This is a genomic window from Flavobacterium sp. LPB0248 (assembly GCF_013388355.1).
Taxonomy (GTDB): domain Bacteria; phylum Bacteroidota; class Bacteroidia; order Flavobacteriales; family Flavobacteriaceae; genus Flavobacterium.
This window is the reverse complement of record NZ_CP058246.1, coordinates 2638213-2658360: the sequence shown is the minus strand read 5'-3', so window position 1 is coordinate 2658360 and position 20148 is coordinate 2638213. Positions and strand designations below refer to the sequence as shown.

At 33.1% G+C, this 20148-nt stretch carries 22 protein-coding genes; 20 read left to right on the top strand and 2 right to left on the bottom strand.

Annotation, left to right across the window (positions count from 1 at the left end; genetic code table 11):
- Positions 1–10 precede the first annotated feature (10 nt).
- From LPB248_RS11095 to LPB248_RS11020, 16 genes are all read left to right on the top strand, one after another.
- Positions 11–409 carry a polymer-forming cytoskeletal protein gene (locus LPB248_RS11095; protein WP_111368379.1) on the top strand — a complete coding sequence of 133 codons (399 nt, stop codon included), beginning with the start codon at positions 11–13 and terminating at the stop codon, positions 407–409.
- The gene (locus LPB248_RS11090; protein ID WP_111378764.1) at positions 390–617 is read left to right on the top strand and encodes an AtpZ/AtpI family protein; all 228 of its coding nucleotides are present in this window, start codon (positions 390–392) and stop codon (positions 615–617) included. The genes LPB248_RS11095 and LPB248_RS11090 overlap by 20 nt, the downstream gene beginning before the upstream one ends.
- Positions 618–675: 58 nt before the next feature.
- Entirely contained in the window at positions 676–1068 is a 393-nt protein-coding gene (locus LPB248_RS11085; protein WP_177211489.1) for a hypothetical protein, read from the top strand.
- Positions 1069–1186: 118 nt separating this feature from the next.
- On the top strand, positions 1187–2362 hold the full coding sequence (gene atpB / locus LPB248_RS11080) for a F0F1 ATP synthase subunit A (protein ID WP_177211488.1): 1176 nt from the start codon (positions 1187–1189) through the stop codon (positions 2360–2362).
- 34 nt (positions 2363–2396) lie between these two features.
- On the top strand, positions 2397–2594 hold the full coding sequence (gene atpE / locus LPB248_RS11075; RefSeq protein WP_008465835.1) for an ATP synthase F0 subunit C: 198 nt from the start codon (positions 2397–2399) through the stop codon (positions 2592–2594).
- Positions 2595–2683: 89 nt separating this feature from the next.
- Positions 2684–3184 (top strand): F0F1 ATP synthase subunit B, encoded by a 501-nt coding sequence (locus tag LPB248_RS11070; RefSeq protein ID WP_095930604.1) that lies wholly within the window; start codon positions 2684–2686, stop codon positions 3182–3184.
- Between the two features lie 4 nt (positions 3185–3188).
- Positions 3189–3722, top strand: coding sequence for an ATP synthase F1 subunit delta (atpH, locus tag LPB248_RS11065; RefSeq protein ID WP_177211487.1), 534 nt, complete (start codon positions 3189–3191; stop codon positions 3720–3722).
- A gap of 38 nt (positions 3723–3760) precedes the next feature.
- The gene (gene atpA / locus LPB248_RS11060; RefSeq protein WP_177211486.1) at positions 3761–5338 is read left to right on the top strand and encodes a F0F1 ATP synthase subunit alpha; all 1578 of its coding nucleotides are present in this window, start codon (positions 3761–3763) and stop codon (positions 5336–5338) included.
- Positions 5339–5428: 90 nt separating this feature from the next.
- Entirely contained in the window at positions 5429–6289 is an 861-nt protein-coding gene (atpG, locus tag LPB248_RS11055; RefSeq protein WP_177211485.1) for an ATP synthase F1 subunit gamma, read from the top strand.
- A gap of 790 nt (positions 6290–7079) precedes the next feature.
- Positions 7080–7526, top strand: coding sequence for a GNAT family N-acetyltransferase (locus LPB248_RS11050; protein WP_177211484.1), 447 nt, complete (start codon positions 7080–7082; stop codon positions 7524–7526).
- 95 nt (positions 7527–7621) lie between these two features.
- The gene (locus LPB248_RS11045) at positions 7622–9082 is read left to right on the top strand and encodes a lipopolysaccharide biosynthesis protein (protein WP_177211483.1); all 1461 of its coding nucleotides are present in this window, start codon (positions 7622–7624) and stop codon (positions 9080–9082) included.
- A gap of 28 nt (positions 9083–9110) precedes the next feature.
- Complete coding sequence (dut, locus tag LPB248_RS11040) at positions 9111–9545, top strand: dUTP diphosphatase (RefSeq protein ID WP_008465845.1); 435 nt, start codon at positions 9111–9113, stop codon at positions 9543–9545.
- 65 nt (positions 9546–9610) lie between these two features.
- Entirely contained in the window at positions 9611–10627 is a 1017-nt protein-coding gene (locus tag LPB248_RS11035) for a sugar phosphate nucleotidyltransferase (RefSeq protein ID WP_177211482.1), read from the top strand.
- A 48-nt stretch (positions 10628–10675) separates the two neighbouring features.
- Positions 10676–12028, top strand: a complete 1353-nt coding sequence (locus tag LPB248_RS11030; RefSeq protein ID WP_177211481.1) for a tetratricopeptide repeat protein — start codon at positions 10676–10678, stop codon at positions 12026–12028.
- Between the two features lie 13 nt (positions 12029–12041).
- Positions 12042–12821 carry a DUF4292 domain-containing protein gene (locus LPB248_RS11025; protein ID WP_177211480.1) on the top strand — a complete coding sequence of 260 codons (780 nt, stop codon included), beginning with the start codon at positions 12042–12044 and terminating at the stop codon, positions 12819–12821.
- Positions 12822–12845: 24 nt separating this feature from the next.
- Positions 12846–14099, top strand: coding sequence for a murein hydrolase activator EnvC family protein (locus tag LPB248_RS11020; protein ID WP_177211479.1), 1254 nt, complete (start codon positions 12846–12848; stop codon positions 14097–14099).
- 39 nt (positions 14100–14138) lie between these two features.
- On the opposite strand, the gene LPB248_RS11015 is transcribed toward LPB248_RS11020, so the two are convergent.
- Positions 14139–14558: a CBS domain-containing protein gene (locus tag LPB248_RS11015; protein WP_177211478.1), complete on the bottom strand. Its 420-nt coding sequence runs from the start codon at positions 14556–14558 to the stop codon at positions 14139–14141.
- 124 nt (positions 14559–14682) lie between these two features.
- Between LPB248_RS11015 and rbfA the strand changes: the two genes are divergently transcribed.
- From rbfA to LPB248_RS17065, 4 genes are all read left to right on the top strand, one after another.
- Positions 14683–15075: a 30S ribosome-binding factor RbfA gene (rbfA, locus tag LPB248_RS11010; RefSeq protein ID WP_177211477.1), complete on the top strand. Its 393-nt coding sequence runs from the start codon at positions 14683–14685 to the stop codon at positions 15073–15075.
- Between the two features lies 1 nt (position 15076).
- Positions 15077–16276: an ABC transporter permease gene (locus tag LPB248_RS11005; protein ID WP_177211476.1), complete on the top strand. Its 1200-nt coding sequence runs from the start codon at positions 15077–15079 to the stop codon at positions 16274–16276.
- A 172-nt stretch (positions 16277–16448) separates the two neighbouring features.
- Positions 16449–17876, top strand: a complete 1428-nt coding sequence (locus LPB248_RS11000; RefSeq protein ID WP_177211475.1) for an MATE family efflux transporter — start codon at positions 16449–16451, stop codon at positions 17874–17876.
- A 118-nt stretch (positions 17877–17994) separates the two neighbouring features.
- Positions 17995–19008 carry a hypothetical protein gene (locus tag LPB248_RS17065; RefSeq protein ID WP_255462922.1) on the top strand — a complete coding sequence of 338 codons (1014 nt, stop codon included), beginning with the start codon at positions 17995–17997 and terminating at the stop codon, positions 19006–19008.
- Positions 19009–19040: 32 nt separating this feature from the next.
- Here the strand turns inward: LPB248_RS17065 and dusB are convergent, their stop codons facing one another.
- On the bottom strand, positions 19041–20033 hold the full coding sequence (gene dusB / locus LPB248_RS10990; RefSeq protein WP_177211474.1) for a tRNA dihydrouridine synthase DusB: 993 nt from the start codon (positions 20031–20033) through the stop codon (positions 19041–19043).
- Positions 20034–20148: the final 115 nt, after the last annotated feature.

Below are 20148 nucleotides of genomic sequence, written 5' to 3'. Positions count from 1 at the left end.
CTTAACCGCCATGTTTGAAAAAGTAAAGAAAAATGGAACTGAACAATTAGGAAGAACAAATAGAATTGTAGAAGGAACATCAATAGTAGGAGACATAGTCTCGAAAGCCGATTTTAGATTAGACGGCGAATTGATTGGAAACTTTACTTCACAAGGCAAAATCGTGATTGGGGCCAAAGGAGCTGTTAAAGGAGAAATAATTTGTAATAATGCTGATATAGAAGGAGAATTTCATGGAAAAATAAAAGTTCTGGAAACCCTTAATATTAAATCGACTGCCCAAATACACGGAGAAGTGGCAGTAGGAAAACTTTCGATAGAACCAGGAGCCGACTTCACAGCAACCTGTACCATGCTTGCCCATTCAAATCCTGTAATCATGTTAGAAGATGGAAAAGGAACCGAATAATGATAGAAGAAATAAATGGTTAGCATTTATTAATATTCCATTTCAGATGGGAGTAATCATTTTTGTATTCTCTTATTTCGGAACCTGGCTTGATGAGAAACATCCAAGCCCCAAAGTTTATTACAATACCATTTTTGTGCTAGTGGGTGTTGGAGTTGCATTGTATAATGTAATCCGACAGGTAAATGATATCAATAAAACAAAGTAGTTTGTAAATAAAAATCGCTTGAGATAAAAATTGCATCTTTGCACTAAAATTATTTCAAATGCTTTCAAAAAATTACAAACCATTTTTTTATTTGTTATGTCTTGCTTTAGGAACTTATATTATTCATAAAGCTGTTTTTTTATTTAGTGAAATTAATACGCAGCACTTTCATTACAGTTTAGAATTACTGTATTTATCTTTCTTCGCGATTTCATCTTTATTATATTTTATATTGTTAATAGTAAAAAAGAAAAATTTTGAAATCGTCGGAATGACGTTCTTATTCGGAACTTTTACACAAATGTTATTAGCCTATTTAGTTTTGCAGCCAATTTTAAAAAATCAAATTGGAGAAACCAATGTTGAAAAAGTCAGTTTTTTTATAACATTTGTGTTGTTTTTGTTATTTCAGACGCTTTTAACTGTCCGATTATTAAATGAAAAGCGTTAAAATAACAATTCTTTAAAACAAGGTTTAAAAATAATTTTTCATATCCTTTTGAATATTAATAAAAAATGTACCTTTGCACCAAATTTTAGAAACGTAAAAAAATAAGATTTTCCAAGATATGGTGATTTCAAACAAACCACTCAGCTTTATTCTTGCTGCTTTTGTAGCTTCTCTACCGATTATGGGTTTTGCAAATCCAGAGAATGACTCGACGCATGTACAAACTGAAACTGCTCATGAAGAGAAAGTAGTTTCACATAATGCTCACGAAGAGGGAGAGCATGTTGCTCTTGATCCAAAGGCAAAAGTGGATGCATTTATTGACCACCACTTACAAGATTCTCATGACTTTGTTTTTTTCCAAGATGAGAAAGAAAACAAACACTACGGTTTTCCATTACCAGTTATTTTAATTGATGGTGGTTTAAAAGTTTTCTCTTCTTCAAAATTCCACTTCGGGGAAACAGTTGCAGAAGTTGACGGAAGCTTCTACAAATTAGTTCACGGTAAAATTTACAAAACAGATGCAGCCGGAACAATTACTTTTAATGAGCACGGTCATCCAGAAAATGAAAAACCATTAGATTTTTCAATTACTAAAAATGTTGTTTCAATGCTTTTCGTATCAGTATTATTATTATTAATGTTTACTGGATTAGCAAGATCATATAAAAAAGGACCAATTCCAACAGGATTTGGTAGAGTTTTAGAACCATTAGTAATTTTCATCAGAGATGAAATTGCTGTTCCAAATATTGGAGAGAAAAAATACCGTAAATATATGGGTTACCTATTAACTGTATTTTTCTTTGTTTGGATCTTGAACTTATTAGGAATGACTCCGCTAGGAATCAACGTAACAGGAAACATTGCTATTACAGTTTGTTTAGCAGCCTTTACATTTATCATTACTCAATTTAGTGCAAACAAAGATTATTGGGGACACATCTTCTGGATGCCAGGAGTACCAGTTCCAATGAAAATTATCTTAGCTCCAATTGAGATTTTAGGAACATTAACAAAACCATTCGCATTATTAATTCGTTTGTACGCAAACATTACTGCAGGTCACGTAGTAATTATGAGTTTGATTGCAATGATTTTTGTTGGAAAGAATTTAGCAGCAGATTTGCCAATCTCATTAGGATTGACATTGTTTATCTCTGTTATTGAGATTCTAGTTGCATTTTTACAAGCGTTTATCTTCACAATGTTATCATCATTGTTTATTGGTATGGCTGTTCAGGATCATGATCACGCTCACCACCATGAAGACGAAACAGCGATTATTTAATTTTAGAAGTTTAATTTTATATATATAAATACTTATGGGAACAATTCCAACTTTAGTAGGTGCTGGTTTAGTAGTAATCGGTGCAGGTTTAGGTTTAGGTAAAATCGGTGGATCTGCTATGGACGCTATTGCTCGTCAGCCAGAAGCTGCTGGTAAAATCCAAACTGCGATGATCATTATCGCTGCTTTATTAGAAGGTTTAGCATTCGCTGCTTTAATCTTAGGAAAATAATAAAGAAAAAAATAACAGCATCTTTAACGGTTGGTTAAAGATGTTGTTACTTTAAAAAAGAAATTAAATATTTAATATAGTTATATAAAATGGATAAGTTAATTAACGATTTTTCATTCGGATTATTCTTCTGGCAAGCTTTAATCTTGGTAATATTAATTTTGCTTTTAGTAAAATTTGCTTGGAAACCAATTATGGAGTCTATTACTGCAAGAGAAGAAGGTATTAAAAATGCATTACTTTCTGCTGAAAATGCAAAGAGAGAAATGGAAAACTTACAAGCTGACAATCAAAGAATTTTGAATGAAGCTCGTGCTGAACGTGACGCGATGTTGAAAGAAGCTCGCGAAATGAAAGAGAAAATGATTGCTGATTCTAAAAACGAAGCTCAAGAAGCTGGTCAAAAAATGATTGATCAAGCAAAAGCTGCTATCGAAAGTGAAAAGAATGCTGCAATGGCAGAATTGAAATCTCAAGTTTCAACTCTATCTTTGAGTATTGCTGAAAAATTATTGAAAGAAGAATTATCTAACAAAGAATCTCAAACTAAATTGGTAGAGAAATTGTTAGGTGACGTAAAGTTAAACTAAGATTATGGCAAGTACAAGAGCAGCAATTCGTTATGCAAAAGCAATTCTAGACTTAGCAAACTCTAAAGGTGTTGCCGAAGTTGTCAATAACGATATGAAATCAATTGCACACGCAATTGAGACTAATGAAGAATTGAGTACATTTATTCAAAACCCAACAACAAAAGTTGAAGTTAAAGAAGGTGCTCTTTTAGAAGTTTTTGCAGATGCAAATGGAGTAACAAAAGGATTATTCCATTTATTATTCGAAAACAAAAGATTCGAAATTCTAGATGCGATTGCATTAGAATACAATAAGTTATTTGATGAAAATAATGGTGTTGAAGTAGCGAAAGTTACAACAGCTATTCCAATGGATGCAGCTTTAGAAGCTAAAGTTTTAGCAAAAGTTGCAACTTTATCAGATAAAAAAATTACAATTGAAAATATAGTAGATCCTTCAATCATTGGTGGATTTATTCTGAGAATAGGAGATAATCAATACAACGCTTCTGTTGCAAACAGATTACAAGTATTAAAAAGAGAGTTAAGTAATTAGTTTTTATAACACAAAAAGTGTCTAAATTATAAATTAAGATGGCGGAAATCAAACCTGCTGAAATTTCAGCAATATTAAGAAAGCAAGTAGAAGGTTTTGAATCTGGTGCTACGCTAGAGGAAGTAGGAACAGTACTTCAAGTTGGAGACGGTATTGCTCGTGTTTACGGGCTGTCTAATGTACAATATGGAGAGTTAGTGGAATTTGATAACGGTATGGAAGGTATCGTATTGAATCTTGAAGAGGATAATGTTGGGGTTGTATTGTTAGGACCATCAACTGGACTTAAAGAAGGATCTACTGCAAAAAGAACTCAACGTATTGCTTCTCTTAAAGTAGGTGAGCAAATGGTAGGACGTGTTGTTAACACACTTGGTTTTCCAATTGATGGAAAAGGACCAATCGGTGGAGACTTATACGAAATGCCATTGGAAAGAAAAGCACCTGGTGTTATCTTCCGTCAGCCAGTAACTGAGCCATTACAAACAGGAGTAAAAGCAGTTGATGCGATGATTCCAGTTGGTCGTGGACAGCGTGAGCTTGTAATCGGTGACCGTCAAACAGGAAAATCTACTGTTTGTATCGATACAATCTTAAATCAAAAAGAATTTTACGATGCAGGAAAACCTGTATTCTGTATATATGTTGCAATTGGACAAAAAGCTTCAACTGTAGCAGGAATCGCAAAAATGTTAGAAGAAAAAGGAGCAATGGCTTATACAGTTATCGTTGCTGCTAATGCTTCTGATCCAGCTCCAATGCAAGTTTATGCTCCATTCGCTGGTGCAGCAATTGGAGAGTACTTCAGAGATTCAGGTCGTCCAGCACTTATCGTGTATGATGATTTATCTAAACAAGCTGTTGCTTACCGTGAGGTTTCTCTTTTATTAAGAAGACCACCGGGACGTGAGGCTTACCCTGGAGACGTTTTCTACTTACACTCTCGTTTATTAGAGCGTGCTTGTAAAGTAATCGCTGATGATGGTATCGCTAAAAACATGAACGACTTACCAGACTCTATCAAATCTATCGTAAAAGGTGGCGGTTCTTTAACTGCTTTACCAATTATCGAAACTCAAGCTGGTGACGTTTCTGCATATATTCCAACAAACGTAATCTCTATTACAGATGGTCAGATTTTCCTTGATGGAGATTTGTTCAACTCTGGGGTTCGTCCTGCTATCAACGTAGGTATTTCTGTATCTCGTGTTGGAGGTAATGCACAAATTAAATCAATGAAAAAAGTTTCTGGAACTTTAAAATTAGACCAAGCTCAATTCCGTGAATTAGAAGCTTTCGCTAAATTTGGTTCTGACTTGGATTCTGTTACTTTAAACGTAATTGAAAAAGGAAAAAGAAACGTTGAAATCTTGAAACAAGGTTTAAATGATCCTTATCCTGTTGAAAACCAGGTTGCAATTATTTACGCTGGATCTAAAAACTTATTAAGAAACGTTCCTGTAAATAAAGTAAAAGAATTTGAAGCTGATTTTATCGCTTACTTAAACAGTAAACATAAAGATACGCTTAACGCGTTGAAAGCTGGTAAATTAGATGACGCTATTACAGACGTTATCGAAAAGGCAGCAAAAGAAATTTCAGCAAAATATAACTAATTAGATAATTGGTAAATTAGATAATTAGAAAATGTTCATCATTTATTCTAATTATCTAATTTTAAAATTGTCACATTTTCTAATTAATAGATGGCAAATTTAAAGGAAATCCGTAATAGAATTACTTCCGTTTCATCGACGATGCAGATTACATCGGCTATGAAAATGGTTTCTGCTGCAAAGCTGAAGAAAGCACAAGATGCAATCACTGCAATGCGTCCTTATGCCGAGAAATTAACGGAGTTATTGCAAGATCTTTCGGCTACACTTGAAGGTGAAGTAGGAGGAGATTACACTACACAACGTGAAGTAAAAAAAGTATTGTTAGTAGCTATAACTTCAAACAGAGGTTTATGTGGTGCTTTCAATTCAAATATTATTAAAGAGATTAAAAACCGTACTGATTTTTATGCTGGAAAGCAAGTTGATGTTTTTGCTATTGGTAAAAAAGGAAACGATGCTTTAAGCAAAACTCATAAAGTTCACGGTCATCATAATGCAATTTTTGATCATTTGACATTTGAAAATGTTGCTGGAATTGCAGATGATTTGACGCAAAAGTTTTTAACTGGAGAATACGATAGAATTGAGTTAGTTTACAATCAGTTTAAAAATGCTGCAACTCAAATTGTTCAAGTAGAGCAGTTTTTACCGTTAGCTCCTATTAGTACTGGTGTAGAAGCTTCTTCTGGAGATTATATTTTTGAACCAGGAAAAGAAGAAATTGTGTTGACTTTAATACCTAAGTCTTTAAAAACACAATTGTATAAAGGAATCCGCGATTCATTTGCTTCTGAGCATGGAGCACGTATGACTGCAATGCATAAAGCAACAGATAACGCAACAGAATTAAGAAACCAATTGAAATTAACTTATAACAAAGCTCGTCAGGCTGCGATTACAAGTGAAATCTTGGAAATTGTTGGTGGAGCAGAAGCTTTAAATGGATAATCGTAATTCCATTACTATATAAAAGAAAAGCCAGCGTTAGCTGGCTTTTCTTTTTATTGGAAGTTTTATTCTTTTTTAAAAATAACTTTTATAAAATGGTGATTCTCAAATTACAGTTAAATTGAGAATCACTACCATTTTATAAAAATAGACAGATAACTCTGCGTGCTTTGTCTTTCATGGGAACAAACTAGCTTTATTAATCCCAATGCTCTGTTTTTTTAAGGGTTACAATACAGCAGAATCAATCCCTTGTGCTTTGTCTTTTATGGGAACAAACAAGCTTTATTAGTCCCAGTGCTCTGTTTTTATTAGGGTTACTGCAGCTGAATCAATCCCTTATGCTTTGTCTTTTATGGGAACAAACAAGCTTTATTAGTCCCAGTGCTTTCTTTTTTTTGAAGGGTTGTTTCTAGCTTTCTCATTCCCTTTGAAACAAATTTAAAAAAAGACTGTTAAAAAAATGTTACATAATTTTCATGTGTATTTTATATATTTCACATGTTATGTTAAAAAACCGTATAATTGTTTGTAGGTAAGTAATTTAATGAAACATTACCGCTGTTTCTGTAGTTTTGTCCAGACATTCTCAGTTTTAGTCTGCCATCAAGAAGTTGTTAAAGCAAATGCTTGTGTTTAAAACGGATAAAATCTGAATTTATTTTGTGTAGTTATAATTAATGATTGTTAAATTAGTTAAATACATATGAAAGATATGAATATGTAATTGACACAGATTCTTTCATGATTATATTTTGAGTATTTTTGAATTCTATTTCATTTTTAAACAATGGCTTTACAAATACGAGAGCTTACAACCATTGAAGAAATGGTGGCTCAGATTAATACAATACGATTTTTATATCCAAATATATCTCTTGAAAAATATAAAGCATTTCTTTCCGAAATGCTCCCGCACAATTACATTCAGATTGCGGTATTTGAAGATGAGATTTGTCTTGGTCTTACTGGCTGTTGGTCGGCTACAAAACTTTGGACAGGAAAATATCTTGAGATTGACAATTTTGTAGTTAATCCAGAATATCGATCTAAGGGAATTGGAAAATTGCTTACCGATTATGTAGAGAAAAAGGCAATACAGCTAAATTGCAGTAGCATCGTTTTGGATGCGTTTACAGGAAATTTTGGAGCTCATCGGTTTTATTATAATCAGGGTTATGCTCCAAAGGGATTTCATTTTGTCAAAATTTTAGATGAAAAGAAATTAACGGTTTAAAAACAATTAGAAGTTTTCTTTATTGCAACAACAAAAGCGCCATTAAACAAAAGAAATGGTTATTTTTGTCTTACAAACATTATTAGAATTATATTTTGGGATTATATAAAAATCTATTCAAGCAAACTGCAATTTACGGACTGGCAACAGTTTTACCGAGAATGTTGAGTTTTTTATTAGTGAGATTATATACAGGAATTTTGCCTACAGCTGAGTATGGTGAAGTTTCAATCGTATTGTCTTGGATGGTTTTCTTTAACGTGGTTCTTTCTTACGGAATGGAAACTGCCTTTTTTAGATTTTACAGTGCCGAAGAGGATAAGAAAAACGTAATCGCAACTTCTACCATTTCTATATTTTGGACTTCAATACTTTTTCTTTTCGCTGGATTAATTTTTAGAAATACACTAGCGAATCTAGCAGAAGTAGATGTTCAATACATTACTTACACAGTATGGATTTTAGTTTTAGACGCGTTGGTTTTAATTCCATTTTCTAAACTTAGAGCCAATCAGAGGCCTATGGTTTATGCGGCAATTAAGATTGGAAATGTGGTGATAAACTTATTGTTGAATATATTTTTCCTGATGTATCTTCCAAAATTGGCAGAAGCAAATCCGAATTCTATATGGGATAATTTATATGTTCAAAACTTCCAGATTGCTTATATTTTCATTGCAAACCTTTTGGCAAGTTTGGCAACATTTATTGTGCTTTCTCCCAATTATCTTTCGCTTGGACGAAAATTCGATCCAGTACTTTGGAAGAAAATGATGAAGTACGGACTTCCTATTTTGGTGGCTGGATTGGCTTTTGCTGTGAACGAACATTTCGATAAAATTTTATTAGGATATTTGCTTCCAGAAAACTTAGCAAAATCTGAAGTTGGAGCTTATTCTGCATGTTACAAACTTGGATTGTTTATGGTTCTTTTTGCAACAGCTTTTAGATTAGGAATCGAGCCGTTCTTTTTTAGTCATGCCAAAAATGAAAACGCACCACAGACTTATGCCGTTATTACCAAGTATTTCGTGATTTTAGGATCATTGATTTTATTAGGTGTAATTGTTTTTGCAGATGTATTAAAATACCTATTATTAGACAACAAATCGTATTGGGAAGCCATGAAAGTTGTGCCATTAATTATTTTGGCAAATTTCTTTTTAGGAATTTATAACAACTTATCAGTTTGGTATAAGCTGACTGACAAAACAAAAATTGGGGCTTATATTTCTATTGTTGGCGCAATTGTAACCTTGATTTTAAATTATCTTTTAATACCGAAGTACAGCTATTATGGTTCTGCAATTGCAACCATTTCTGCTTATGGAAGTATGATGCTTATTTCTTATATTTTAGGAAATAAGTATTATCCGATTCCTTATGACATGAACAAGATTGGTGCTTATTTAGGCGTTTCAATAGTATTTTCAATAATTTCATTTTACGGATTTAGAGAAAAATATTATGTTGGAATTCCGCTTCTTTTAATCTTTATGTATATGGTTTACCATTTTGAAAAAGATACTATAAAAGGAATAATGAGGAGAAAATAAGACGTTTTAAGAAAATTTATATTTAAAAATGAAAATTCAAATTATCAATAAATCACAGCACGATTTGCCAAACTACGAAACAATTGCTTCTGCAGGAATGGATTTGCGTGCCAATATTATAGAACCAATTACGTTAAAGCCTTTAGAAAGAACAATTGTAAAAACAGGACTTTTTATTGAATTGCCAATTGGTTACGAAGCGCAAGTAAGACCAAGAAGTGGTCTGGCTGCTAAAAAAGGAGTAACAGTTTTGAATTCGCCAGGAACTGTTGATGCAGATTACAGAGGAGAAATCGGAGTAATTTTAGTAAATTTATCTAATGACGATTTTGTAATCGAAAATGGAGAGCGAATTGCACAGCTGATTATTGCAAAACACGAAAGAGCTGAATGGATAGAAGTTGAAACACTTTCTGAAACATCAAGAGGTGAAGGAGGCTTTGGAAGCACTGGAGTAAAATAATAGAAAAACAAAGACCAAACCCAATGAAGATTTTTTATAGATCTTCCGATAAAATCAAATAAAGAATGAAAATAATTGTGCCAATGGCAGGCCGCGGATCAAGATTGAGGCCTCATACATTGACGGTTCCAAAACCGTTAATTCCAGTTGCCGGAAAATCGATTGTACACCGTTTAGTTGAAGATATTGCCAAAATATTAAAAGAACCAATTGAAGAAGTTGCTTTTATTTTAGGAGATGAAGCGTTCTTTGGAGATGATGTTGTAGCAAGTTTAGAAGATCTGGCTAAAGGATTAGGAGCTAAAGCTTCAATCTATCGCCAAGATCAGCCTTTAGGAACTGGACACGCTATTATGTGTGCGAAAGATTCTCTTTCGGGACCAGCTGTAATTGCTTATGCAGATACTTTAATTAGAGCTGATTTCGAATTAGATCCAGAAGCAGATGCTGTAATCTGGGTGAAACAAGTAGAGCAGCCAGAAGCTTTTGGCGTGGTAAAACTGAATCAGAATAATGAAATTATAGAGTTGGTCGAAAAACCGAAAGAATTTGTTAGCGACTTAGCTGTTATCGGAATTTATTACTTTAAAGAAGTTGGAATTTTAAGAAACGAACTTCAAAATGTTTTAGATAATAATATTCAGAATGGCGGAGAATATCAGATTAATGATGGTATCAAAGCAATGATGGCAAACGGAAAAGTTTTCAAAACTGGAAGTGTAGACGAGTGGATGGATTGCGGTAACAAAGATGTTACGGTTGAAACCAATACAAGAATGCTAGGTTTTCTTCATAATGATGGAGAGCATTTAGTAGATTATGGCGTGACGTTAGAAAATTCAACTATTATTCCTCCTTGCTATATTGGACAAAACGTAGTCTTGAAAAATACGACAATAGGACCAAATGTTTCTCTTGGAAATGGATGCCACGTTACAGACAGTACTATCAAAAATAGTTTGATTCAGACTTATTCTCAAATTAAAAATGCTGCTTTAGATAATGCAATGATTGGAAACCATGTAAGTTATGATGGTAAATTTACAAGCATCAGCATTGGAGATTACGCTGTTTTAGAATAAAATAAAAATTAGCAAAGTTTCGTTTTGTTTAAAATGTAATTTTTAAAAATGATTAAAAAAGGAGTTTTTACAATATTGGTTTTTGCTTTATTCAGCACATCATTTTCGGTTTTTGCTCAGACAGAACCCGAGGATATTGCTATGGCAACAGACGAATATCAAGACTCATTTTATGAATCGTTAAAACAAAAAGGAATTGAAAATTATGATAAAGCGATTGTATCATTGGAGAAATGTATTAAACTTAAACCCAATGATGCAGTAGCTTATTTTGAATTAGGGAAAAACTATTTTGCGCTTAAAGAATATCAAAATGCACAGACGGCTTTTGAAAAAGCCACACAGCTTGATCCTAAAAACAAATGGTTTTGGCTCGGAATTTATGATGTAAGTTACGAGACAAAAAATTATCCGCTGGCAATAGAAATTATTCAAAAAATAATTGTTTTTGACGAAGAGTATAAAGACGATTTGATTTCGCTATACATGATTACCAATCAATATGATAAGGCATTGACAGCGATTAATGAAATGAATGATAAGTTCGGAAAATCATCTGATCGAGAGATTTACAAAGCGCAGATTTTATCACAAGGAAAATATCAGAATGCTGAAATTGATAATTTGATTCAGCAGATTAAAAAGGATCCAAAGGAAGAATCCAATTATTTGAATTTGATTCTTTTGTATTCAAAAAGTAATGAAAACGAAAAATCACTTGAAGTAGCAAAACAGCTGGCTAAAGAAATTCCAAATTCAGAATGGGGACAGGTGAGTTTGTTCAAAACGTATTTAGATGCCAATCAAGCAGACAAAGCTATAAAATCGATGAATGTGATTTTAGCTAGTTCAAAAATCGATTCAAAAATCAAACACAGAACTTTGAATGAATTTTTGATTTATGTAAATAAAAATCCACAGTATGCTGCCGATTTAGAAAAAGCCATTTCCTATTTTGATAATGATAAAGATGTTGACGTTGCCAAAGAAATTGGAAAATTTTATCACAGCAAAGGACAATTTGAAAATGCCATTAAATATTATGAAAAAGATTTAAAGGCAAATTCAGATACAGATCTTGAAACCAATATGCTAGTGCTTGAAGCCTATGCGCAGGCAAAACAATATGAGCCAATGACCAAAAGAGCCATGATGTTGATCGAGGTTTATCCGAGTCAGGCTCAGTTTTACTATTATGCTGGTTTAGGAAGTAATCAGCAGAAACAATTTAAAAATGCAAAAACCGTCTTAGAAATGGGTCTTGATTATGTGGTGGATGACGTAAAATTGGAATCAAATTTTAATATTCAGCTAGGAGAGGCATACAATGGATTGGGAGATGCAAAGAAAAAAGAGGAATACTTTTTGAAGGCAAATGAAGTATTAAAAAAGAAAAAATAAAAAGAGAATTCAGATGAAAAAATATATATCAATACTAGTATTGTCTCTTGCTGTAATTTCATGTAAATCGAAAGCAGTAGCAGTGCAAGGAAATACAAGCCAAACAATTGTAGAGAAAGAAGACAAAAAAGTAATTGAAAAACATTACGACAACAAGTTGGATTTTTCGACCTTGTACATAAAAGCGAGCGCAAGATATGCTGATGAAAAACAAAGCCAAAATGTTACTGCCGAAATTAGAATCGAAAAAGACAAGCAGATTTTAATAAGTGTTCGTTTTTTAGGAATTACAATGGCAAAAGCTTTAATAACACCTTCTGCAGTAAGTTATTACGAGAAAATGAACGGAACTTACTATGAAGGTGACTTTACAAGTTTAAGCAAATGGCTTGGAACAGATTTAGATTATTCTAAAGTTCAAAATCTATTGATTGGAGAAGCTTTTGACGATTTAAGAAAAGGAAAATATACGCAGACTATTGTAGAAAATCTTTTTAGATTAGACGAAGAAAAAGATGCTAATTTGAAGAAGACCTTTTTCTTAGATGGAGAGAAATATCTAATTCAGAAAGAAGAGATTTCACAACCGTCTGAAAACAGAACGTTGCAAATTGCCTACTCGGACACTAAAAATTTTGATCAAGGAATATTACCGACAAGTATAGAAATCAATGCCGTTCAGCCAAAAGGCAAAACAAGTATTAATTTGAATTACAACAATATTTCATTTAATGAAGAACTTTCTTTTCCGTATAGCGTTCCAAGCGGTTATAAAAAAGTTACAATTAAGTAAATTTGCAAAAATAAAAACATAAACATGCCAAAATTTCTCCTAAGCCTAGTTCTAATTTGTGCCACTACATTTGTATGGGCACAGGATTCTCAGCAAGAAAAACTGGAACAGCGTAAAGCTCAAATTCAGCAGGAAATCAGAGATAACGAAAAGATGCTTCAGTCTGTTCGAAAAAAAGAGAAATCTGCTGTGAGTGAATATTTAATTCAGGCAAATAAAATTAAGCTAAAAGAGAAATTAATTAATACTACAGCAAAACAGGAAAAACTGATTAGTAATGATATGTATATTAATCAAGTCCAGGTAAATAAACTTAAGAAAGAACTAAAAGTCCTAAAGGAAGATTATGCTGAAATGATTTTAAAATCGTACAAAAGCCGTTCTGAGCAAAGCCGAGCGATGTTCATTTTATCTTCTGAAAGTTTTTTGCAAGCCTACAAAAGAGCACAATATTTAAAGCAATATACCACTTTTAGAAAAAATCAAGGTCTTGAAATTCAGTCAAAAACAGCACAATTAGTTGATTTTAATGCAAAACTTGACGGACAAAGACAGGTAAAAAAGAAGATAATTGCTGAAAACCAAAAAGAGAAAGTTACTCTGGAAGCAGAGAAAAAAGAACAGCAAAAATTGGTTAATGCTCTTAAAAAAGATAAAAATAAAATTGCTGCCGATATTCGATCAAAACAAAACGAATCTAAACGCATTGACAAACAAATTGACCGTTTAATTCGTGAAGCCATTGCAGAAGCCAATAGAAAAGCGGCTGCAGAAAGAGCAAAAGCAAATCCAGGTTCTAGTGAAGCAAAAGCACCGGTTTCTTCTTCTAAAATTGCTTTGACACCAGAAGATAAAATTCTAGCTGCTGACTTTAAAGCAAACAGAGGAAGATTGCCTTGGCCAGTAGAAAAAGGATTTATTTCTCTTGGTTATGGAGATCAGCCACACCCATTGCATCCGTCAATTACAGTTCATAATTCTGGAGTTGAAATTACTACCGAAGATGGCGCAAGCGCTAGAGCAGTATTTGCGGGAGAAGTTTCTAAGGTTATTGTATTATCGCCAGTAAATAAAGCAGTTGTAATTCAGCATGGAGACTTCTTTACCGTTTATCAAAACTTAAGTTCAGTTTCGGTTAGTCAAGGAGATAAAGTAACTATTAAGCAAAACATCGGAAAAGTGAGAACAAGTGGTGATACAGGAAAAACCATTATTAAATTCTTGATTCTGCAAAATACATCAAACAATAATCCGGAAGGATGGCTGCAAAGCAGATAAAAATTTAAGGGAGCATTTAGCTCCCTTTTTTATTATAATTTAATCGTATTGTTCTAGAAAATATTTTACAACATCTGTTGTGGTAACAATTCCTTTCAATTCTCCATTGTCAACAACAGGAAGAGCATGAAAATCTTCTTTCACAAAAATTTCTGCTAAGTCCCTGATTATGGTATCAGACGAAACTGTTTTTGGTTTCGAAGTCATAACCTGAGGAACAGTCAGCATTTCTAGTATAGCTTCATCGGCATTGTCCTGACCTTCAAATAAAGCTCCAAAAGTTAATCGATTAATATCAGTTCGACTTATTATTCCGATTACTTCTTTACCTTTTACAATTGGAATATGACGGATAGTATTTGTTTTTAATTTTTCAACTACAGTTTTCAAGTCATCTTTTTCGTTTGCAGTCACTACGGTTTTAGTCATAATATGACTAATTGGTTCTCTTTTTTTCATGATAGATTAGTTTTATATTTATATCAAATATGTAGAATATTTCCCTCAAACGCTATGATCTTTATCAGCTTTTAAAACGATTAAAAGAACATGTAATACGACTAAATTTTAGTATTTTTGCAGTATGGAAACAAATAGACAGAAAAAAATAGGCGGTGTTATTCAGAAAGATCTGGTTGACATTTTGCAAGGTGAAGTGAGAAAAAATGGAATTACAAACTTGGTAATTTCTGTATCCAAAGTAAGTGTAACTACAGATTTGTCTGTGGCAACAGTATATTTAAGTATTTTTCCGCAAGAAAAAGCCAAAGAAACATTAGAGGCAATTAAAACCAATACAACATTAATCAAGCATGATTTATCACAGCGTGTTCGTTTGCAATTACGCCGAGTTCCGAATTTAGTATTCTTCATAGACGATTCATTAGATTATATCGAGAAAATCGACAATGCACTTGCAGGAAAAGAAAACCCAATAGAAAACAGAGAGCTGTTAGAAAAAAGAAGAAAATCATAATTTGAATTTCCCCTTATACATAGCCAAACGTTATATTTTTAGCAGCAGTAAAAACAATGCTATTAATATCATCAATCGTATTGCCAGCATGGGAATCATTGTTGGAACGATGGCTTTGTTTGTGGTTTTATCTGTTTTTAGCGGATTAAAGGTTTTCAGCCTTTCATTTACAAACGAAATTGATCCTGATTTAAAATTGACCAGTACCTACGGAAAGTCTTTTTCATTTACACCTGATCAAGAAAATCAGATTAAGAAAATCAATGATGTTGCTTCGTACACCAAAATTATAGAAGAGCGCGTTTTGTTTTTATTCAAAGACAAACAGCAGGTTACGTATTTGAAAGGAGTTGACAGTTTATATCCCGTTGTCAACGATATCAAGAAAAAACTTTTTAACGGCCAATGGCTGAAACCAGATAGTTATCAGGTTGTAATTGGTTATGGTTTAGCTCAAAATTTTTCCATGGGAATTTTAGATTTTGAAAATCCCTTACAGGTTTTTGCTCCAAAACCAGGAAAAGGCGGAATCGAAAATCCAGAAGAAGCTTTTAATAAAACCGATGTTCTACCTGTTGGAATTTATTCAATCAGCGAAGATTTAGATTCAAAATATGTATTTGCAGATTTAGGATTAGTGCAGGAATTGTTAATGTACAAGCACAATCAAATCTCAGGATTAGAATTTAAATTAAAAGAAAACGCAGACGAAGGAGCAATAAAGGCACAGCTAAATTCTATTTTTAAAAATAAAATCACTTTAAAAAATAGAGCACAGTTAAATGAGTCTTTATATAAAATGCTTAATACTGAGAACATTGCTGTTTACCTCATATTTACCCTAGTAATCATCGTAGCGCTTTTTAATCTGATTGGTGCATTGATTATGATGATTTTGGAAAAGAAAGGAAATCTTAAAACCCTTTTCAATTTAGGATCAGATATTGGTGATCTTCGAAAAATATTTCTGTTACAAGGAACTTTATTAAGTGTTTTTGGTGGTTTAATCGGACTTGCTTTAGGGATAATCCTTGTTATTTTGCAACAGAAATTCGAACTCATCATGATTACACCAACTTTGGCTTATCCAGTTGTTTTTACAGTAGAAAATGTTCTAGTCGTGATGGCTACAATAATTTCATTAGGGTTTGTTGCATCATTAATTGCAAGCAGTCGAGTAAGTAAAAAATTACTCGATTAATTTCTTCTTTAGAAATATTAATTATATTTACTGCCTTGAAAATCTACAGCATATGATTGTTTCTGCCTAATCCTATTTTATTTTTTAGAATAATTAGGATACTTACGTTTTTACTTTTTCAGTTCAGATTTATACATCTGAACCATTTTATCATTTATTATCCTAAAATATCATGACAGAAACATCTATAAAGGAAGGTTTTATTTCCAAAATTTTTACCACACTAAAACAAGCTTTAAAAGGCGACGAATCTTTTGATTATACTTCTGGAAGTATCAAAAAAGCCGTAATTCTATTGGCCATTCCGATGGTTTTGGAAATGATGATGGAATCGGTTTTTGCTTTAGTCGACTTGTATTTTGTTGGGCATCTAGAGCATAGCAGTTTTGCGATCCAGACCGTTGGATTAACCGAATCTGTGCTAACCGTAATTTATTCACTCGCTATCGGAATGAGTATGGCCGCAACCGCAGTAGTTGCACGAAGAATTGGAGAAAAAGATCCTGTTGCTGCAGCCAAAGCTGGAATGCAAGCCATTATAATTGCATTTGCTATTAATAGTGTAATGAGCATTTTAGGAATTATATACGCAAGAGATATTTTAATTTTAATGGGTTCTTCTGTAGAATCGGCCGAACATGGTTTCCGTTTTACTCAAATTATGACTGGTTCCAGTTTATGTATTATGCTTTTGTTCTTAATAAACGGAATCTTTCGAGGTGCAGGAAATGCCGCCATTGCAATGAAAAGCCTTTGGATTGCTAACATTTGTAATATTATTTTATGTCCAGTTCTAATTAATGGTTTCGGACCAATTCCCGCTTTCGGACTAGTAGGCGCCGCTTTGGCAACCACTATCGGAAGAAGTATTGGAGTTTTGTATCAGATTTATCATTTATTTTTTGGAAATGGAATTTTAAAAATCAAAATACCTTATTTCGCACCCGATTTTAAACAGATACGAGGTTTGGTAAAAATTGCTGCGCCTGGAATTCTACAGTTTGTAATAGCATCTTGCAGTTGGATTTTCTTAGCACAGTTAGTTGCGACAACTGGTGGCGATCACGGTTCTGCAGGTTACCAGACGGCTTTAAGAATAATGATGTTTTTCATACTTCCAGCTTGGGGATTGAGCAATGCTGCTGCTACTTTGGTTGGACAAAATTTAGGAGCAAAACAAATCGAACGTGCCGAAAAATCGGTTTATACAACGGCCCGATATAATGTAATTTTCATGACTACAATTATGATTATTACTTTGGTTTTCGGGCAATATATTATTTCGTTTTTCACGAATGACGAAGAAGTAAAAACCATTGCAATAGAAGCTTTACAAATTATGAGCATCGGTTTTATTTTCTACGGAATCGGAATGGTTTTAATTAACACGTTTAACGGAGCTGGAGACACTTGGACACCAACAGGAATTAACTTTTTCGGATTTTGGCTGTTTCAAATTCCATTAGCTTTTGTTCTTGCAAAACATTTTAATATGGGACCGACAGGAGTTTTTATTGCTATTCCTGTTGCTGAAACCGCAATCACTTTAGCGGGAATATTTTTCTATAAAAGGGGAAAGTGGAAACGAGTTCAAGTTTAATAAACAAAAAAGACCTTCAAATTTTGAAGGCTTTTTTTATTTTAAATTTAAAGGGTAAAGGTTTGTAGATAAAATCTTTTTTTTAATTTTTGAAATAATCTAACATATTTAAAAAATAATGAAAAATCAGTTTAAAAAAATTCAAATTGCAATTGGAGTTGGTCTATTTTCTTTGACCATGAATTCCCAACAAATAGGGAATGGATTGGCAAGCATAACAGATAATTTTACAATACCTCTTGCTTCAGGAACTTATAATGGACTTAATCCTATAGGTTCATTACCAGAAAGTAATTGGCAACATTTGTTAGTAGTTAGGCATCCAAATGCTAATAATAATTATCAATTACAGATAGCTTCATCGATAGCTGATAATGATAAGTTATATTTCAGAAAATTAGCATCTGGAGATACTTCTCCAATAAATCCAAATTGGTATGAATTGGCAACTAGAGGAGCAAATTATTTCAATGGAAATCAAATAATAGCAGGTAAAGTTGGAATTGGGACTTCTAATCCAACTGAAAAATTAGAAATTTATAATTCAGATACAACGCCAGCTGTGATTTCATTGAGAAGCTTTAGAAATGATGCGCAATTTGTTGATGTTGGTAGAATAAGTGCAAAGCAAGGAGATACTGAAGTAGCGAGAATTGGAATGCCAAGATCTGGAGGATCAACAACAGGATATTTAACTTTTTGGACAAAAGAAGATAATAATGGGAATTTGACTGAAAAAGTAAGAATTGAAGCAAATGGAAATGTAGGCATTGGTATGATTAATCCCAAAAATAAATTGGATGTAAAAGGAACCATACATTCGCAAGAAGTAAAAGTGGATATGTTAGATTGGTCAGATTTTGTTTTTAAAAAAGGGTATAATCTGCCAACACTTAAAGAAGTTGAAAAACATATTGAAGAAAAGGGCCATTTAGAAAATATTCCAAGCGAAAAGGAAGTTATAGAGAATGGTATTAATTTAGGAGAAATAAATGCTAAACTTTTACAGAAAATAGAAGAACTAACACTTTATGTTATTGAACAAAATAAAAAAATAGAAAAACTTCAGGAAGAAAACACAAAAATTAATGATTTAGAGAAAAGATTACTAAAGATTGAAAATAAAAAATAAAAAAAGGAGAAGTTTAACTTCTCCTTTTTTTATTAAACAAACTCATAACCCGCGTAAACCTCTTCGATTTCTTTCATAATAGCGAATAAATCTTCAGGGGCATCAGTTGTAACCAATTTTTGTTTGAATTCTTTAAACGAATGGATTCCTTTGAAATAATTGGTATAATGACGTCGCATTTCAACAATTCCTAAACGCTCGCCTTTCCATTCCATAGACCACATCAAATGATTTCTAGCGGCTTCAACACGATCAATAACCGTTGGAGCAGGTAAGTGTTCGCCTGTCTTGAAATAGTGCTTGATTTCGTTAAAAATCCACGGATAACCAATTGCTGCGCGGCCAATCATGATACCGTCAATTCCGTATTCGTTTTTATATTTTAATGCTTTTTCTGGACTGTCGATATCGCCATTTCCGAAAATTGGCATTGTAATTCTTGGATTATTTTTTACACGTGCAATATGCGACCAGTCAGAATGGCCTTTGTACATTTGAGCACGAGTTCTGGCGTGAATTGTTAAAGCTTGTACGCCAATGTCCTGAAGTCTTTCTGCAACTTCATCAATATTTATTGAGCTATCATCCCAGCCTAAACGGGTTTTTACTGTAACAGGCAAATCTGTTCCTTTGATAACGGCTTTCGTTAAACGAACCATCAAATCAACATCTTTTAAAACTCCTGCACCTGCACCACGACAAACGACTTTTTTTACTGGACATCCAAAATTGATATCCACTAAATCTGGTTTTACAGTAGAAACAATTTTAGATGACATTTCCATTGCTTCTTCATCACCACCAAAGATCTGGATTCCAACAGGACGTTCGTAATCAAAAATATCCAGCTTCATGCGGCTTTTTATAGCGTCACGAATTAATCCTTCCGACGAAATAAATTCAGAATACATCATGTCAGCGCCATGCGTTTTGCATAATCTGCGAAACGGCGGATCACTAACATCTTCCATCGGAGCTAATAATAAAGGAAATTCGGGTAATTCTATGTTGCCAATCTTGACCATCTTCGTAATTTTTTGCAAAATTACAACATTTAGTTCAATTTGTACCAAATTGAGGTTCAAAGGTTCAAAGTGACAAAGTTGCAAAGGTTTTATATTCAGATGTTAAACCTTTGCA

What these genes read in the sequence shown, in the direction of transcription:
- LPB248_RS11095 (WP_111368379.1), top strand. Translation starts at nt 11, where the DNA reads ATGTTTGAAAAAGTAAAGAAAAATGGAACTGAACAATTAGGAAGAACA.
- LPB248_RS11090 (WP_111378764.1), top strand. Translation starts at nt 390, where the DNA reads ATGGAAAAGGAACCGAATAATGATAGAAGAAATAAATGGTTAGCATTT.
- LPB248_RS11085 (WP_177211489.1), top strand. Translation starts at nt 676, where the DNA reads ATGCTTTCAAAAAATTACAAACCATTTTTTTATTTGTTATGTCTTGCT.
- atpB (WP_177211488.1), top strand. Translation starts at nt 1,187, where the DNA reads ATGGTGATTTCAAACAAACCACTCAGCTTTATTCTTGCTGCTTTTGTA.
- atpE (WP_008465835.1), top strand. Translation starts at nt 2,397, where the DNA reads ATGGGAACAATTCCAACTTTAGTAGGTGCTGGTTTAGTAGTAATCGGT.
- LPB248_RS11070 (WP_095930604.1), top strand. Translation starts at nt 2,684, where the DNA reads ATGGATAAGTTAATTAACGATTTTTCATTCGGATTATTCTTCTGGCAA.
- atpH (WP_177211487.1), top strand. Translation starts at nt 3,189, where the DNA reads ATGGCAAGTACAAGAGCAGCAATTCGTTATGCAAAAGCAATTCTAGAC.
- atpA (WP_177211486.1), top strand. Translation starts at nt 3,761, where the DNA reads ATGGCGGAAATCAAACCTGCTGAAATTTCAGCAATATTAAGAAAGCAA.
- atpG (WP_177211485.1), top strand. Translation starts at nt 5,429, where the DNA reads ATGGCAAATTTAAAGGAAATCCGTAATAGAATTACTTCCGTTTCATCG.
- LPB248_RS11050 (WP_177211484.1), top strand. Translation starts at nt 7,080, where the DNA reads ATGGCTTTACAAATACGAGAGCTTACAACCATTGAAGAAATGGTGGCT.
- dut (WP_008465845.1), top strand. Translation starts at nt 9,111, where the DNA reads ATGAAAATTCAAATTATCAATAAATCACAGCACGATTTGCCAAACTAC.
- LPB248_RS11035 (WP_177211482.1), top strand. Translation starts at nt 9,611, where the DNA reads ATGAAAATAATTGTGCCAATGGCAGGCCGCGGATCAAGATTGAGGCCT.
- LPB248_RS11030 (WP_177211481.1), top strand. Translation starts at nt 10,676, where the DNA reads ATGATTAAAAAAGGAGTTTTTACAATATTGGTTTTTGCTTTATTCAGC.
- LPB248_RS11025 (WP_177211480.1), top strand. Translation starts at nt 12,042, where the DNA reads ATGAAAAAATATATATCAATACTAGTATTGTCTCTTGCTGTAATTTCA.
- LPB248_RS11020 (WP_177211479.1), top strand. Translation starts at nt 12,846, where the DNA reads ATGCCAAAATTTCTCCTAAGCCTAGTTCTAATTTGTGCCACTACATTT.
- LPB248_RS11015 (WP_177211478.1), bottom strand. Translation starts at nt 14,558, where the DNA reads ATGAAAAAAAGAGAACCAATTAGTCATATTATGACTAAAACCGTAGTG.
- rbfA (WP_177211477.1), top strand. Translation starts at nt 14,683, where the DNA reads ATGGAAACAAATAGACAGAAAAAAATAGGCGGTGTTATTCAGAAAGAT.
- LPB248_RS11000 (WP_177211475.1), top strand. Translation starts at nt 16,449, where the DNA reads ATGACAGAAACATCTATAAAGGAAGGTTTTATTTCCAAAATTTTTACC.
- LPB248_RS17065 (WP_255462922.1), top strand. Translation starts at nt 17,995, where the DNA reads ATGAAAAATCAGTTTAAAAAAATTCAAATTGCAATTGGAGTTGGTCTA.
- dusB (WP_177211474.1), bottom strand. Translation starts at nt 20,033, where the DNA reads ATGGTCAAGATTGGCAACATAGAATTACCCGAATTTCCTTTATTATTA.